A 14,785-nucleotide genomic window follows, 5' to 3' on the forward strand; every position below is an offset into this window, starting at 1 on the left:
TTAACCCATTTTCGTATTTATACCTATTCTCGATTGATAATGCGTCCGAAAACCGCTCTGTTGATCGATTCTTTTAGTAATCTTTATTTCATACCTCGATTGTATTATCTATTTAGGGGGGTGATTTTAACGAAGGCTGAAGAGACTGCAATTGTCTTCATCGAATTCCAGAACGACTTCTGCAAGCCTGGAGGCGGCCTTTACGAGGCCGTGAAAGAACAGCTCAAGAAGCAAAGGACGATTGAAAACGCTGCGGACTGCATCAGGAAGGCTCGAGGCAATTGCCTTACCATCTTGTGCCCAATACTCTTTGAACAGGACTATCGAGATGCTGGCTGCGCTGGTGTACTCGGACCAATCCATCAGAATGCTGCAAAGGCGAAGGCGTTTAGAAAGGGCACGTGGGGCGGAGAGATCATCGACGAATTGAAACCAACTGATCAGGATATTGTTATTGAAGGAAAGAGAACGCTCGATGCGTTCCACTCGAGCAATATTGACTTCGTCCTCAGAGTGAATGGCATAAAAAATGTCGCCTTTGCTGGCTTCCTGACTAATGTATGCGTGGAAGGCACCGCTCGATCCGCTTACGACAAGGGATATAAAGTCTTCCTCCTCAAAGACTGCACGTGCGCGATGTCTGAGGAGGAGCAAAAGTACGTGGAAACGAAATTCTTCCCGCTTATCGGCGAGGTCCTCACTCACGATGAGTTCCTGAAGAGATTGGAATAAACTTCTGGCTTTTTTTAAAAAAATTTATCTTTTTTATTGATATTCTCAGGTGGACAACATGCGTGGACTTGCGCAATATTTCATTTGGAGATTCTTACAGCGCATAACGAATTTCACTATGGATTTTGGAGTGTTCGAAAAATGCAGGATTGAGTTGGCAATTGAAATGGTGGAATTCGACAGATCTTGGCAATTTAACCCCTGAAATTGAAGGTCCTCGTTAAGACCTACAGCCGTGACTAATTCATATTGTTCATTCACTTGCCCAATTCCTGAGTTTCTCGATTGTAACCTTTCCGCATAGCGCCTTACCGGTCTTCTCATTGTAAAAAGCCGGAACCCCCAAATCTCCGCCACAGGCTTTCGAAATGACTTCGCTGTATCGCCTCATCAACTGCGCATTCTCCTCGTTGTGCCACACTTCCAGCTCCACAATCTCAACACCGAGTTCTTCCTTCAAAAGATTGACCAAAGACCTTACTGCGCGGCAGTGAGGGCACTCCCGGCCGTAAAACCATATCAGCCGGCCACTTGCTTGATTTGTCATGACAATCTACCTCCTCATAAACAGCCCGCACCAGCACTCGCCGTCTTCCTTCCAGCGTTCCTGGGACTTGAAATTGCACGGGCAAATGAGTTTCAAATCGGCGTCAGCGCGCCCTGTTGTGATCCTGCAGGGACAGTACTTGAATCCGTATTTTCTCATGTTTTCGAGTTCGCCTCTAGCCAGAAGAATTACGTCTTCAGTTTTTTTCACTGACTTTGAAATCCTGGCCTTCGGCAAATCTGGACCAAACGGCGACAAGATCATCAACGGTATCGAATTTTCTATGAGACTCGTTGATGATTCCGATCGCCTCGGCAGTGTCTATTTCGCAAAACGCGTTCTTTGCCTTGCAGGTGGGGCAGATTTCCGGCGGTTTCAAGCCATAATGAACATCGTTGCAGATGTAACAGCGCCAAAGTTTCTTCTCTATCATTTTGATCATGTGACAATACGAATCGAGACTCTTATAAAGTAATTGAATGCCACTTAGGCGAGGATTTTTGATATGGATCGATTTAAATTATCCAGATTTCGAAGCAACCGCAAAATTAATAAACCCCGTTTCCTACTTCCCCCTTATGCCTGAGGGACTTTCACCAAATGCAGAAAAGGTCTTTAAGGTCATGAAAGACGCCGGTATCATCGGCGAAGAGAAGATGACTGACGCCCAGAGGATTACGAATATGTCGAAGTTGCCGAAGGCGCAATGCCTGGCAGCCCTTCAAGAACTTGAAAAGAAGGGATACGTGAAACGAAGAGCTAGAGAAAAATCCGCCGGCTATTTTCTGATAAAGACCCAATAGATCGGTACAATATAAGAAACCGGTCTAGAACTCAAAGGAATACAAAGTCAATCTTTTTCCATGGTTTTTTCGGTGATTTTTATTTGACAGAATTCTTGAGAAATTCTCTCGTTTTTTAAACATCTGCTCATACTCTTTCCCATTTGTCGCGAGATCTGCCGAAAAAACACCACTTTCAAAAATCTCATTTATCAAAGCATATTTGTCGCGATGATAACACTTCGGGAGTCTTGACGTAAAAAGAAATCCAGGTATGGAAGTGTAATCCACTTAACTATGACCTTCGTGAGATCTCAAGAAAAACTAGGGAGATTCCGTCACATCAATTACTAAGGAGGATACTTTTCCAAAAAATTCTAATCGGATCAATCATTTATCCAGTTACCTTGTAAAATAATTCCGCTTCAAAATCCTTAAAATACGTTTCGCCCTATCTATGGGCAATGGAGTTATCGGATATCGTTTACGCTTCAACCCTTCTGTTCTTCATCTTCGATCCCTTTGCAAGCCTCCCGATATTCATCAGCCTGACAAAGAATTTCAGCGAGGAGGATAAGATCAGGAGTGCGAATAAGGCTGTTCTGGTCGCTGGCATTCTTTTCGTCGTTTTCGTCCTTGTTGGACGGGAGCTTCTATCATTTTTCGGTGTTACAACATCTGGCTTCAGAATTGCCGGTGGACTCGTATTGCTCCTCATGTCCCTTGAGATCATCTTTGGCGTCAATCTCACGAGAACGAGTGATCAGAACGTTGCGTGGGTCATTATTGCCACACCAATTCTCACTGGACCAGGTGTGATCACGACAGCAATTATCTTGACAACAAACTACGGTTATCTTGTGCCGCTGATTGGCGGGCTCTTCGCACTGGCAATCACATGGATCCTGCTGCATAACGCTGTCATTATCACGAGACTTGTCGGAAATAATGTCATCGAAATAACCTCGAAGATCATCGGACTCCTCATTGCTGCCATAGGAATCGAATACATCATGCGTGGGAGCTACGAGTTTATTTCCGGTTTGATGCGGTTGGGAATTTTTTGAAAATTACTTCAGAACTTTGAGAAAAGAACCATAGATAGAGGAATTTCAATCGTAACACGATCGGCGTATTCATACGATAATTCGTTTTTCATTATCTCTCATCGTTACTTTTGTGTTCATCGAAATTATCAATTGATTGACTGACGCTTACAAGTTTGAAGCGATGATCCAAAATGCGAGATGAACAATCCTGTTATTGGGACGAATTTTATCGTAAAACAAAAAGAGCATGGAAAGGTCTGACTGAATTGCCAATTCGATTAGTAGGAGATGAACGTATTCTGGAGCTAGGCTGCGGCGATGGAAAGACGATGAGTGCTCTCGAAAACTCTGGCAATTACCTCGTTGGTGTAGACTTTTCCTCAAATGCATTGAAGACTTGTCGAAGAAGGTTTTACATGAGTCAGAAAATTGATTTTCTTCGAGCGGACGTGTCTTTTCTTCCTTTCAGAAACAGATCATTCGACATCGTCATTGCATTCCACATATTCGAACATCTAAGAAGTAACGAGAGGTCAATTGTTGTTTCTGAAGTGAAAAGAGTGCTTATCCCAGATGGGATACTCCTCCTTCGCGTTTTTTCTGTGGAAGACATGAGGTTTGGTGCTGGTGAAAGGCTTGATGATAGTACATTCATCAAAGGAACAGGGATCATTATTCATTACTTCAATGAGGATGAGGTTCTGAGACTTCTTGATGGTATGACGATCAAAAGAATATCGAAAGTTGAAAAAGAAAAAAATTATGGCGGACACCGGGTCAAGCGTTCATACATTGAGGTGGTTGCGGAAAATCGAGAACCGTCCGATTTTTTCTTATCGACGATGAATAAAAATCTATCCATGAAAGTGATCGCCGATTACATTGTTCATTGAAGTCATCTTAAAAATTGATAAAAAAATCTCGAACGAAACAAGAAAAAGCGCTTTCACCTTTAATTTCTGGCTATGAAATTCTAAACTGACTTGTTGGTGTTGTCCGGTACTCAAGTTTGTAGATTCCTGGCACAGAAAGTAAGCTTTTAATATAGCCCCTACAGAATAATTATTAATTATGAATATAATAATAGGCGCATGTGGAAATGAATGCGAAAATTGCTTCCACTTCGGTAGCCTCTGCGATGGCTGTTTTAAAGAAATGAGTTCCTCGTTCGCAGATATATGCGAGGCGTACCAGTGTGCAACAGGTAGAGGGATTAAGCAGTGCGCAGAGTGCACGGAATTCGATACCTGCACAAAAGTCCTAGAGAGTAAAGCACTTTGCCCATTACTGATCGAGAAATTTGCTCGGTGTGAACTATACTGGACAGACGTCCCTGACTTGGCACACTAACCGCCGAGACAGGAATTCTTTTTTGGATAACTCTCGCGTACACCTGATGGGGTGCCGATACCGAAAATTTCCGTTTGATCTAGGTACTTGAACGACAAGATCCAGAAAAATATCACCCATTTGCTAACTTCTTGGCTTCTTTTGATCAACTGAAATTGCGAAATTGATGAATTCAACAGCGAATTTTTCTTAGATCGAATGGGGGAAATATTCGAAACAGGTGATACGAATGTTAGGAGTCCGAAGGCAGAATCGGAGACATTTGTCCAAATTGAAAAAAAAGGTTCGTAAAAAATAGGATAAGCCACTGTACGAAATGCAGCAATTTTCCTGTGCTCTCCCTCCCGCGAATACAAAAATCAAGAAAAAATAACGCCAAATAATAATATAGGGATAATGAAAGGTGATCTTAATAGGGGGTAGAACTATCGATTTGAATTTTGCGTTCGATATGGAACAGGCGATCCTCGAAGGCATCGAAACCAAAGACGGCCGCAGGGTGTTCAAGCGGTGGATCGCTCGCTATAAGCCAAAGGGAAGGCCGGGCGACATCTTCGACGTACTTCATCACTGCTTCAGAATCGTCAGGGTGTTCAGGGCGAGGCTGGAGGAGGTTGCGAGGAACTACGAGCTCGAGGGGTTCAGGAGCAGGGAAGAGTTTATCGAACAGTGGGAGAAGATTCACCCTCAAAGGGGCTTCAGACCTGATGACATCGTCTGGGTTCACGAGTTCGAGCCGGAGTACAATGCGAGGATCGAGAGGTTCGGAGGATACATTAAGGGCGATGGGGCACCGCTGTAATGCTGCAAGCAACGAGATTGACTTGAGGTACAGAATTCACAGAATTCTCAAGAATACGGGATCACGAAGATCGAGCTTCTCGCACCATGCTTGCGTCAAATACACTCTTGGAGAATCTCAAAGCCCTTCTTCATCATCCAAATGGCCTCACTTCGATCGCTTCCACCTAACGATCGCGAAAGCAACAGCAATGACGATTGCGATGCCGATGCTTACCCCTAATACATACCACTCGAGTCCAACGCCTGAAGCTGGCCCAATTGCAATGAGCCCGCGTTGCCATGTGCCGACATATATCGTCCCGTCTTCGCCGATCGCAGGCGAGTAGACCCAAGTCTCCAGATCGAGATGCCACTTAACAGTCCCGTTGGGGCTGACGGCAACTAAGCCGGACTGATTTCCAAACAGCACAGTTCCATCCATGCCTATGACAGGTTGTGTGTAATCCAGTATCCCAGAAGGGATTGCCCAGTTGAGAAATCCGTTCTTGCTCAATGAGTACAGGCATCCATCATCCGATCCGAAGTATATCGTGCCGTCGGCGGCAATCGCTGCCGTCGTTTTTATTCCTGCCGTGGCTTCGAATACCCATTTAAGGCTACCATTGGTGCCGATTGCGTAGAAACGAGCGTTGTCGCATCCAATGTAAATGGTATCTTCAGTCACAACCGGAGAGGAGCTGACGGAGGAGTTCAAGTCAAACTCCCATAAAAGAGTCCCATTGGGATTGAAAGCAGCGAGCCTGTACGGACTATCATAAGAAGAATTCACGGCGCCTACAGCGTAGACAATCCCATCGTATCCGATGGCTGGGGAAGAGATTCCAACAGGCCCGAATTCGTGCCTCCATGCCAACGTTCCGTTGGGCAGTACGCAATACAGGTAATATTGAGCATCAGGTGGACCGTAATACTGTCCGAAGTAAACGCGCCCCTCGTCATCCACCGTTGGTGGACATTTAACTGGTGTAGCAGTCGTGAAATTCCAGACGAACTGTCCGGTGTTGGAAATCGTGACCAGACCATACGCCGACCCCACGTGGATGTTTCCTCCTGATCCTATCCCTGGTGACCAGGACCAGCTCGTTGGATATCTATGGATCCAAACTCTCCACTTCAGCTTGCCGGATGAATCTAGGGCCATTACGCCATCCCCATCACCGGCGTATATCGTGCCGTCTTCTCCGATAGCTGGGGATATCCATCCTACAGAATGTTGAATTTCACTTAAGGCGTTCCACTTCACAGAAACCGAGTTTAGATCCAGGCTTACAGGTGCTAGGCCAGTGTGCTGTGCGTTGCCGCCAAGCATCGGCCACGGTCCCCGATTAGCCATTGCATGAGCACCCGAAATCGAAGCAAGTATCAGCGCAATGACAGCAATCGTGGCAGACGCAATGAGCAATAAACTCGATCTGGCCGTAATAATTCCTCCAGTGAAATATTAATTACCTTTGAATTAATGGGTTTCTTCAAAAAATAAGGCTTTCTCATCGACGGAATTAAATCATATGCACGCAGACGATACTAATGTATCTCAAGTAAATTGAAATTCGCTTGAGTTTAGCGGCGATTAGAAAGCTACTTTCAAGACTGAAAATACAGATTTATGACACGAGTTCTTTTTCTGATCACAAGAATGACTGGATAGAGGCTAAGAGTGCCCTAAATCGGGCACTTTTTGAAAAAGCCAGTATTGTTAGTGGACCGAGTGGGATTTGAACCCACGGCCTCCGCCTTGCGAAGGCGGCGATCTTTAGTGGCGCGCGAACGCACATCCACTGATCTATCGGCCCAGGCACCGATAATGAGATTGGAGATTTAATCCTTTTCCCGTTGAAAAATTAGACAAAACAACCAGTGTCAACATCGATCGATCCTTTTGTTTTTCAAATCGTCTTCCCCAATAGTTCCTCAGCCCTCCTGACCACTTCATCGACAATCTCAGGCGCTTTTCCGAGATAATTCTCCGGTGCCATGACCCAATCAAGATCTTTCTCACTCATAACCGACATGATTTCCTTCGAATTGAGAAGGACCTCTTTCAGATTCACGCCTTTTTCATCCGCCTCTAAACTGCACTTTCTGACCAAAGCATGCGCTTCCTGACGTCCCATGCCACGCCGGACAAGCTCGATCATCACCGCTTCGGCCATGATAAGTCCATTTCCCCTTTCAAGATTCTCGCGCATCTTATCCTCTCTAACAGAAAGATTTGAAAAGACGTCGATCGTCTTTGTCAAGATGTCATCGGTGAGAACGAGGACGTGCGGTAGAATGAATCTCTCGGCACTTGAGTTCGTCAGATCTCTCTCATGCCAGAGAACCATATTTTCAAGCGCAGGCATGACAAAAGATCTGACAATCCTTGCCAAACCGCAGATGTTTTCCGATGTCACTGGATTCTTCTTCTGGGCCATTGTCGAACTGCCCACCTGTTTCGTGACATCGAATGCCTCGGAGACCTCCTGGATTTCCGAACGCTGCAAATTCCTCACTTCAGTTGCATAGCGTTCACAGGAAGTACAGATCTGAGCCATGAGACAGATCAGCTCAGCATACCGGTCCCTGCAAACAATTTGGGTCGCCGCGTCTTCAGCCTTCAAACCAAGTTCTTCCATGACTTTTCGCTGAATTTCGAGGAACTTCGGACCGAGAGCGGCGCCCGTTCCAACCGCACCGGACATCTTTCCAACGCAAACCCTCTTTTTGATTTCTTCCAGGCGTTCGTGGTGTCTCATCATTTCAGCCGTATAACCAGCAATCTTGAAGCCAAATGTCATCGGTATAGCGAACTGACCATGAGTTCTTCCGACCATAACAGTCGTTCGATGTTTCTTCGCGAGTCTGGCAAAAACTTCGATAAGGTCAGTGATGTCACGACTAATGATCTCGAGTGCTTCTTTTATTTGAATTGCAGTGGACGTATCAATAATATCATTCGACGTAGCACCAAGATGTACGTATTTTCCGGCTTCTCCGCATTTCTCAGCAAGCGCTTTGACCATTGCCATGATGTCATGTTTCGTCTCTTCCTCAATCTCTTTAACCCGCTCCACCGTTACAAATTCGAGTGTCGCTTTCGACGAAATCATCCTTGCGGCAGAGTCCGGAATATTCCCGACAGAAGCGTGTGCTCTGGCAAGAGCCGCCTCAACTAGCAATTGCGTTTTGAGCTTGTTCTCTTCGCTGAAGATTGCCTTTATCTTCGGACGTCCATAACGGTAGTCAAGAGGGCAAAGAAGCATTTGCTCATTCCTCACTTTAAATGAATCATTGATCCCATCATCCTAGCAATCTCGTTTGACATGAATAGATGATATCCAAATCCATCAGTGTAACAATCACCTAATGACATTGAATGATCACTATACAAATATTATTGTTCCATCTTCTATCGATTAATCGCGTGAAAGCATTATCGTGAAGGTTATACGATCTCTCAAATAATGCCGTTAAAATTGTTGATATCTCAGCTTATTTTTGCCCAGCGGATTGCAAAAACCATTAAAAGTTTGCCTAAGAATATACTATGGGCGTTTGATTTGAAAGTGGAAAGTCATGTTGGAAGGATTCCTGGGGAGATATTAGATTTTCTGCGTAGTGCGGGCGGACACTCACTAATCATAAAGGGCGAGGCGGGAACAGGAAAGACAACTCTCGCACTTCAGATTGTTGAGGAATTGATGGAAGAACAAGCGAACTATTACCTCTCATCGAGAGTCTCGGACGAGGCACTCTACCGTCAGTTTCCGTGGCTAAAAGAGAAATCCAGGAGAGACAGCATTCTGAGAGCGAGCAAGGCTTTTCTCAAGAAAACGCGCCCACCGCACGCGAAAGAAGCTGAAAGCGTTCCGAAGGACGCAACGCTTCGAGCAGCAATGGAACTGCTCAAGGTCCTTGCAAAATCCGAAACTGTTGCAACGGTTGTCCGATCAGAACTTCAAAAACTTGAGGGGCAGATCGAATCTGGAGAACTTGGTGAGGAGGAAAGCGAACAATACGGGGCGGAATTTGTTGACGGTTCGATCATTCTTGACCTGGGTGTCCTTCTACCAGAGCTTGAACTCGCATACGATCTCGCCGAGTCAAATCTTCCTAAGAAAACACTTGTGATCATCGATAGCATCGACGGTCTTTCCGAGAAATATGGTATCCTTTCAAATAGGATCATCAACACACTGCAAAAGGATCTGGTCGATCACTCTAGCACGAATATCATCTATGTGCTTGAAAGTGGAGGCAAAACAAATCTCGATTATCTAGGAGATGGTGTCGTCGTTCTTAAAAGTGAGGAGAGGAGAGGAAGAAGGGTCAGACATCTCGTCATGGAAAAACTGAGAGGATCACGGATCGAAAAATGGCGGTATCTGTTTACCCTTGCGGACGGAAGAATGAAGACCTTTGAGCAGACCCAAGTTACGATTCCAGAAGTTATGAAAAGACATTCACCTGTTGAGGATCCGAGCGACTCGATGGTATCAACGGGGATCGCAGATTTCGATCGTGTGATTGGCGGTTTGCCAAAGGGAGGGTTGGTTCTCTTTGAATTTGGAGCAGATATCCCACAAGAAGTAATAGAATGCATCGAACTTACCATTATTGCCGATTTTCTTTCGAAGAAAAGAGGCGTCGTATGGTATCCACTGCGTTCCCTCAATTACCCAACATTGGATAGACAAATCAATATGTTGGTCGCCAAAGAGAGGATTTCAAGATGTTTGAGGATCCTCGATACGAGTGGGATCGATGCAGGATATCCCTTCGTGAGTATGATTGAAGGTAATGATGCTTCAAATGATTTCAGGTGGGACTCGCTGAGCTATATGCTTTCAGGAGCATCAACGCCGTTCATTTCGATTTTCGGTTATGATGCAATGGAGGCGCAGTATGGAAACGATGTTTTCAGACATACTCACGCTTTTATTGACATCATGAGACGCGAGGGCAATATCGTTCTCGCAGAAGCAACCGAAATTTCTGCATCATTCGCCGCACTCGCGCATCAATCCCATCTTCATATTCAGCTCGAGAGCATTGACGGGACAGTCATGTTCTGCGGTATAAAGCCATATACACCATATTTCGGCGTTGAATTCGAAATAACTGAGGGGTTGCCAAAAGTCAAACTCATCCCAATGATCTGATCGCTCTTTACCTTTTTTGCATCTATCGCATTTAGTATCATTGTTGATACTGAGGGAATAAACTCTTTAAGAGCGGCGAGAAATGAAAAACCGTATGGAAGCACAGGTCTGTGCCGAAGACGCCCTGATAAGGCTCGTCGCTGATGGATACGCGAGCAAAATCCTGCGCGCAACCTATGGCCGAGCACTTTCCGTGCAGCAGATCAGTAAGCAATGTTCGATACCGATCGCAGTTGCTTATAGAAGGGTTGGAATATTAGAAAAGGCGGGATTGCTGCGCTGTGTTCGCCAAGAGGAGGTCTTCCGCGGAAAGAAGGTCAGATATTACCAGTGTGCCGTCAAGATGGTGAAAGTCGTCTTCTGTGATGGGCAGTTCATGGTTGAAGTCGCCTGGCTTCCTGATGAAGAGTTATTCGGTCAGACTTCGATCGCAGAAGGGCTAAAACATTAAAACCAATGTGTAAATGCCCACTTATTGCTTCTTTTTTCCCGAAGTAAAGGATTTATCTAATGTATCACATTTTTATCGTATCGCGGAGGAAGTACTATCGATCTCCTGAAAACATCTCAGTTGCTTACCGATGAGTATGCGGTCAAAATACTTGTGGCGACGACGAGAAAGCCCCGGTCTGCACAAGAGATTTCCCAGAAATATGGAATACCGATTGCTGCCTGTTATCGGAGAATAAGAGATCTGCAGAGTGTTGGCCTTCTGGAATGCAAGGAGAGAAAGCTCTCACAACAGGGCAAGCGCATCTCTTATTATCTATCAACACTCAAGAATGCTTATTTATTCTTCGAGAATGGAAAGCTACGAGTAAAATTTCAACTGAAGACGGGTGATACGGATCAGTTTGGCGATCAATGGCACGATATCGAATTCAAGCCGGATGAGGAGCAAAAGGACGCAGAAGAAGACAAGAGGTGAATTGAGACGATTTTTGGTAGTTTTACATTCAAATTTTAATAATAATGTTGAATCCAAATTGATGAAACTGCGATCACTCCGAATATTAGTATGAGAGAAATTCCACTGTCAGAAAATAGGAAATTGCTGCGATACGGATAAGAAAAATTAATCATCTCAGAAGAAAGTTAATTTTGTCCCTTCCTATCGCCCAGATTTCGAAAAAAATAAAAAACGGCATTGATCAACAAGTTCCAGATATTTGCCGCGGCGAAAGGATTATAAATGAATGTCATTATGTCCATCCCATCTCACTTGTGTGCCTGATTGGTTGAGTGTGGCTTTATGACAGAACTCCTAGAGGAGCTCGAGAAGAAGCGGCAGATCGCGAATAATGAAGCGGAACGACATCGACGCCTTCGTGATGAGCTGAACGAGAAAACGAAGGAGTGGGTTGAGAAGCGGGATCAATTAAATGCAAAGGTGAGGGAGCTCGTCGAGGAGGCTTCGAAACATAAAGAGATGCGCGACACCTTAAATGCCCAGGTTAAGGAAGCAAAGGAAAACAGAGATCTTTGGAATAAGAAGGTCAGCGAGCTCAATGAAAAGGTGATGAAACTCAAGAAAGAAAATCTGCCGAAAAATGGACCTCCCATTTCGAGACTCAAAAGGGATTTGAAGAATCTTGAATTTAAACAGATGACATCAGTTCTCACTCCTGAAAAGGAAAGGGAACTGATCGAGATGATCTCACAGCTTCAGTTGCAAATTAAAGAGAGAGAAAAGGCTCTCGAACAGAATGCTGAGATCAAGAACGCGATTAAAGAGTTGAAGGAAGCGCGAGAAAAAGCGGAAATGTATCATAAGATGGTTGCTGAGTTGGCCGAAAAAGCGCAGGCCGAGCATGATAAGATGATCGAATTATACGAGCAGGCGGATAAACTCCGGAAAGAGGCGGATGAGGCACAAGAGAAGTTTATCGAGACAAAGCTGAAGGCCGACGAAGAACACAGGAAACATATCGAGTGCATCAGGCAGGTTCACGATTACGATAAGATCATTACAGGATTGAAACAAAAAGCGCGGAAGGCAAGGAAAAAGAGAGAGGAATCGACTGCGCTAAAAGAGGCTGAGGAAATATTCGAGCGCTTCAAGAGAGGCGAGAAATTGAGCACGGAAGATATCATGGCGCTCCAGAAATCGGGATATCTATGAGTGTCATGATCTCCGATTCCTCCTTACCATTTCGATACAAGTGTTTTGATTTTCTCGAAGAAAATTGAAGATTATAAATAGTAATCATCAAAAATCTTAAATAGTAATACGGACATAAAAGAGAACGGGAATACTGGGCTAGTTGTTAGAGTGCATCCCATCCCTTCTGACAAGGCTAGCCCTTCCCATCCCTTTTTTGTTTAAAAATGAAGCTAGTCTCTAACAAACTCCTCCAACAAAAATTAATAGAACTACGGTATTCGATAACAGCAGGTGCGAATCGATGGTTTTGGAAGGACTGGGCCGTTCGCTCAGGGATGTACTCAAGAAAATTGCAAATTCAAGCAACGTTGATAGCAAACTTGTCAAAGAGGTGACAAGAGATATCCAGCGAGCATTGCTGCAAGCCGACGTGAATGTCAAACTTGTCCTCGAAATCACGAAGGAAGTCGAGAGACGCGCCCTGACCGAAAAACCTGCAGCAGGGATGAGTTCAAAGGAGCACGTGATCAAGATTATCTATGAGGAACTCGTCAAGATTCTCGGCGAAGGAAAGGCGATTCCCCTCACTGATCAGGTCATCATGATGGTTGGCCTTTATGGTCAAGGAAAAACTACGACCGCTGGAAAGCTCGGAAGATACTTCCATAAAAAGGGGTTGAGGGTCGGACTCATCGCCGCCGATGTCCACAGACCAGCGGCGTACGATCAGCTAAAACAAATCGGTGACAAACTCGGGATCCCTGTGTACGGAGATCCTAATGAGAAAAACGCTACGAAGATCGTTCGCGACGGTATGAAGCACTTTTCAGGTTTGAACGTCATCATCATCGATACATCAGGGCGTCACGCACTGGAAAGCGATCTGATCGATGAGCTGAAGGAGGTTGCCGAAATTGCGAAACCTACTGAAAAGATTCTCGTGCTCGATGCGGCAACAGGACAACAGGCTGGTCCGCAGGCGAAAGCGTTTCACGATGCGGTCGGTGTCACGAGTGTCATTCTAACAAAGTTAGACGGGACAGCGAAAGGAGGAGGAGCCCTCAGTGCCGTCTCTCAGACAAAAGCTCCGATCGTTTTCATCGGGACAGGAGAGCACCTTGAAGACCTCGAACCTTTTGATCCCGCGCGCTTCGTATCGAGACTTTTGGGCATGGGCGATATCAGAGCACTAATCGAGAGAGCGAAAGAAACGATCACAGAAGAGCAGGCGCTCGAGACAACGAAGAAGATTATGAGCGGTCGCTTCACCTTAAAGGAAATGTACGAACAGATACAAATGCTCACGAATATGGGACCTCTCAAGAAGCTGATATCGATGCTCCCGGGAATGCCAGGTCTGTCTGATAAGGTCGATCTGGAGGAGTCACAACATCGTCTCTGGAAATTCAAGGTAATTATGGATTCGATGACGGAAGAGGAAATGGAGAATCCTAGAATCATCAAGTCATCAAGAATCCTCAGAATCGCGAGGGGTTCTGGCGCAGACCCTAAAGATGTAAGGGAGCTTTTGCGACAGTACAACAATTCGAGAAAAGCGGTCAAAGGATTCCTCGGCAACCGCAAGTTGAGAAAGCAGCTACTCAAACAACTCCAGTCTGGAGGACTTGAGGTGCAGGAATGAGACGTTTCGTCATCATTGGTCATAAAGCTACGACCTCAGGTTCATTCAAACTCGACGATCTTGCTGGGAGCACAGGTCGACTTGATATTCTCTTACGATGCATCAATTCCGCTTTCTTTCTCTCACATGATATCAGAAGGGATGCGGAGGTTTACCTTATTTTACTCGGACCACCAAATCCACCGAAGACGTTGAAGTTTGTCGGCGCCGAACTCAAATATCTTAATCCCGACGAGAGGAGTACCGGTGCTCTCGTCAGAAATGCGCTCATGCAGAAAGTTATAACGGAAGAGCGGTGTTCGCCAGGAATCTATGCATCGAATCGTTCTTACAGCGATGTCTTAACTATCATTTCGAAAGACAGCCAATTAGTCTACCTGAAAGAAGATGGAACGGATATTCGAGAAGTGGAACTTCCTGAGGATGTGAGTTTCGTGCTCGGCGATGATCAGGATCTCACCTATGAAGAGGAAGAGCTGCTCATGAATTATTCGCCCTTGAAAATCAGCCTGGGGCCTATCAGCTACCATGCCGATCATTGTATCACGATCGTCAATAACGAACTCGATAGGCGCTTCGTTCGATGATTCGGATTATCGGTTAACCTTTTAACCGCGGATGCGATACTTAC

The 14,785-nt window shown here is 45.2% G+C and carries 16 protein-coding genes and 1 tRNA gene; 11 read left to right on the plus strand and 6 right to left on the minus strand.

Features of this window, described 5'->3' with window-relative positions; all coding sequences use genetic code 11:
- The first annotated feature begins 39 nt into the window (after positions 1-39).
- Positions 40-732: a cysteine hydrolase gene (locus H5T41_02420; protein ID MBC7107637.1), complete on the plus strand. Its 693-nt coding sequence runs from the start codon at positions 40-42 to the stop codon at positions 730-732.
- 253 nt (positions 733-985) lie between these two features.
- Here the strand turns inward: H5T41_02420 and H5T41_02425 are convergent, their stop codons facing one another.
- Genes H5T41_02425 through H5T41_02435 form a run of 3 tightly spaced genes read right to left on the minus strand, consistent with a single transcriptional unit; the run spans position 986 to position 1,721 of the window.
- A complete protein-coding gene (locus tag H5T41_02425) occupies positions 986-1,279 on the minus strand; it encodes a hypothetical protein (protein ID MBC7107638.1) in 294 nt (97 codons plus the stop codon).
- A gap of 6 nt (positions 1,280-1,285) precedes the next feature.
- A complete protein-coding gene (locus tag H5T41_02430; protein MBC7107639.1) occupies positions 1,286-1,438 on the minus strand; it encodes a hypothetical protein in 153 nt (50 codons plus the stop codon).
- 37 nt (positions 1,439-1,475) lie between these two features.
- Positions 1,476-1,721: a hypothetical protein gene (locus tag H5T41_02435; protein MBC7107640.1), complete on the minus strand. Its 246-nt coding sequence runs from the start codon at positions 1,719-1,721 to the stop codon at positions 1,476-1,478.
- A gap of 136 nt (positions 1,722-1,857) precedes the next feature.
- Between H5T41_02435 and H5T41_02440 the strand changes: the two genes are divergently transcribed.
- The 4 genes from H5T41_02440 to H5T41_02455 all read left to right on the plus strand — a co-directional run bounded on the left by H5T41_02440 (position 1,858) and on the right by H5T41_02455 (position 5,262).
- On the plus strand, positions 1,858-2,082 hold the full coding sequence (locus tag H5T41_02440) for a transcriptional regulator (protein MBC7107641.1): 225 nt from the start codon (positions 1,858-1,860) through the stop codon (positions 2,080-2,082).
- Positions 2,083-2,525: 443 nt separating this feature from the next.
- On the plus strand, positions 2,526-3,128 hold the full coding sequence (locus H5T41_02445) for a MarC family protein (protein ID MBC7107642.1): 603 nt from the start codon (positions 2,526-2,528) through the stop codon (positions 3,126-3,128).
- A 173-nt stretch (positions 3,129-3,301) separates the two neighbouring features.
- The gene (locus H5T41_02450; protein MBC7107643.1) at positions 3,302-4,003 is read left to right on the plus strand and encodes a class I SAM-dependent methyltransferase; all 702 of its coding nucleotides are present in this window, start codon (positions 3,302-3,304) and stop codon (positions 4,001-4,003) included.
- Between the two features lie 908 nt (positions 4,004-4,911).
- A complete protein-coding gene (locus H5T41_02455) occupies positions 4,912-5,262 on the plus strand; it encodes a hypothetical protein (protein ID MBC7107644.1) in 351 nt (116 codons plus the stop codon).
- Between the two features lie 147 nt (positions 5,263-5,409).
- On the opposite strand, the gene H5T41_02460 is transcribed toward H5T41_02455, so the two are convergent.
- The 3 genes from H5T41_02460 to H5T41_02470 form a co-directional block, all read right to left on the minus strand.
- Positions 5,410-6,597, minus strand: coding sequence for a PQQ-like beta-propeller repeat protein (locus H5T41_02460; protein ID MBC7107645.1), 1,188 nt, complete (start codon positions 6,595-6,597; stop codon positions 5,410-5,412).
- Positions 6,598-6,964: 367 nt separating this feature from the next.
- Positions 6,965-7,057 (minus strand) — tRNA-Ala (locus tag H5T41_02465).
- A gap of 93 nt (positions 7,058-7,150) precedes the next feature.
- A complete protein-coding gene (locus tag H5T41_02470) occupies positions 7,151-8,509 on the minus strand; it encodes an adenylosuccinate lyase (GenBank protein MBC7107646.1) in 1,359 nt (452 codons plus the stop codon).
- Positions 8,510-8,806: 297 nt separating this feature from the next.
- Here H5T41_02470 and H5T41_02475 point away from each other — a divergent pair, with 297 nt between their 5' ends.
- The 6 genes from H5T41_02475 to trmY all read left to right on the plus strand — a co-directional run bounded on the left by H5T41_02475 (position 8,807) and on the right by trmY (position 14,741).
- A complete protein-coding gene (locus tag H5T41_02475; GenBank protein ID MBC7107647.1) occupies positions 8,807-10,408 on the plus strand; it encodes a DUF2075 domain-containing protein in 1,602 nt (533 codons plus the stop codon).
- A 94-nt stretch (positions 10,409-10,502) separates the two neighbouring features.
- Complete coding sequence (locus tag H5T41_02480) at positions 10,503-10,859, plus strand: helix-turn-helix transcriptional regulator (protein MBC7107648.1); 357 nt, start codon at positions 10,503-10,505, stop codon at positions 10,857-10,859.
- Between the two features lie 120 nt (positions 10,860-10,979).
- The gene (locus tag H5T41_02485; protein ID MBC7107649.1) at positions 10,980-11,336 is read left to right on the plus strand and encodes a winged helix-turn-helix transcriptional regulator; all 357 of its coding nucleotides are present in this window, start codon (positions 10,980-10,982) and stop codon (positions 11,334-11,336) included.
- 324 nt (positions 11,337-11,660) lie between these two features.
- Positions 11,661-12,530, plus strand: coding sequence for a coiled-coil protein (locus H5T41_02490; GenBank protein MBC7107650.1), 870 nt, complete (start codon positions 11,661-11,663; stop codon positions 12,528-12,530).
- Positions 12,531-12,813: 283 nt separating this feature from the next.
- Positions 12,814-14,154, plus strand: a complete 1,341-nt coding sequence (ffh, locus tag H5T41_02495) for a signal recognition particle protein (protein MBC7107651.1) — start codon at positions 12,814-12,816, stop codon at positions 14,152-14,154.
- The gene (gene trmY, locus H5T41_02500; GenBank protein MBC7107652.1) at positions 14,151-14,741 is read left to right on the plus strand and encodes a tRNA (pseudouridine(54)-N(1))-methyltransferase TrmY; all 591 of its coding nucleotides are present in this window, start codon (positions 14,151-14,153) and stop codon (positions 14,739-14,741) included. Before ffh ends, trmY begins: the two co-directional genes overlap by 4 nt.
- Positions 14,742-14,785: the final 44 nt, after the last annotated feature.

It is taken from the genome of Methanomassiliicoccales archaeon (assembly GCA_014361295.1).
Lineage (GTDB): Archaea > Thermoplasmatota > Thermoplasmata > Methanomassiliicoccales > JACIVX01 > JACIVX01.

What these genes read in the sequence shown, in the direction of transcription:
- H5T41_02420 (MBC7107637.1), top strand. Translation starts at nt 40, where the DNA reads ATGCGTCCGAAAACCGCTCTGTTGATCGATTCTTTTAGTAATCTTTAT.
- H5T41_02425 (MBC7107638.1), bottom strand. Translation starts at nt 1,279, where the DNA reads ATGACAAATCAAGCAAGTGGCCGGCTGATATGGTTTTACGGCCGGGAG.
- H5T41_02430 (MBC7107639.1), bottom strand. Translation starts at nt 1,438, where the DNA reads ATGAGAAAATACGGATTCAAGTACTGTCCCTGCAGGATCACAACAGGG.
- H5T41_02435 (MBC7107640.1), bottom strand. Translation starts at nt 1,721, where the DNA reads ATGATCAAAATGATAGAGAAGAAACTTTGGCGCTGTTACATCTGCAAC.
- H5T41_02440 (MBC7107641.1), top strand. Translation starts at nt 1,858, where the DNA reads ATGCCTGAGGGACTTTCACCAAATGCAGAAAAGGTCTTTAAGGTCATG.
- H5T41_02445 (MBC7107642.1), top strand. Translation starts at nt 2,526, where the DNA reads ATGGAGTTATCGGATATCGTTTACGCTTCAACCCTTCTGTTCTTCATC.
- H5T41_02450 (MBC7107643.1), top strand. Translation starts at nt 3,302, where the DNA reads ATGCGAGATGAACAATCCTGTTATTGGGACGAATTTTATCGTAAAACA.
- H5T41_02455 (MBC7107644.1), top strand. Translation starts at nt 4,912, where the DNA reads ATGGAACAGGCGATCCTCGAAGGCATCGAAACCAAAGACGGCCGCAGG.
- H5T41_02460 (MBC7107645.1), bottom strand. Translation starts at nt 6,597, where the DNA reads ATGGCTAATCGGGGACCGTGGCCGATGCTTGGCGGCAACGCACAGCAC.
- H5T41_02470 (MBC7107646.1), bottom strand. Translation starts at nt 8,509, where the DNA reads ATGCTTCTTTGCCCTCTTGACTACCGTTATGGACGTCCGAAGATAAAG.
- H5T41_02480 (MBC7107648.1), top strand. Translation starts at nt 10,503, where the DNA reads ATGGAAGCACAGGTCTGTGCCGAAGACGCCCTGATAAGGCTCGTCGCT.
- H5T41_02490 (MBC7107650.1), top strand. Translation starts at nt 11,661, where the DNA reads ATGACAGAACTCCTAGAGGAGCTCGAGAAGAAGCGGCAGATCGCGAAT.
- ffh (MBC7107651.1), top strand. Translation starts at nt 12,814, where the DNA reads ATGGTTTTGGAAGGACTGGGCCGTTCGCTCAGGGATGTACTCAAGAAA.
- trmY (MBC7107652.1), top strand. Translation starts at nt 14,151, where the DNA reads ATGAGACGTTTCGTCATCATTGGTCATAAAGCTACGACCTCAGGTTCA.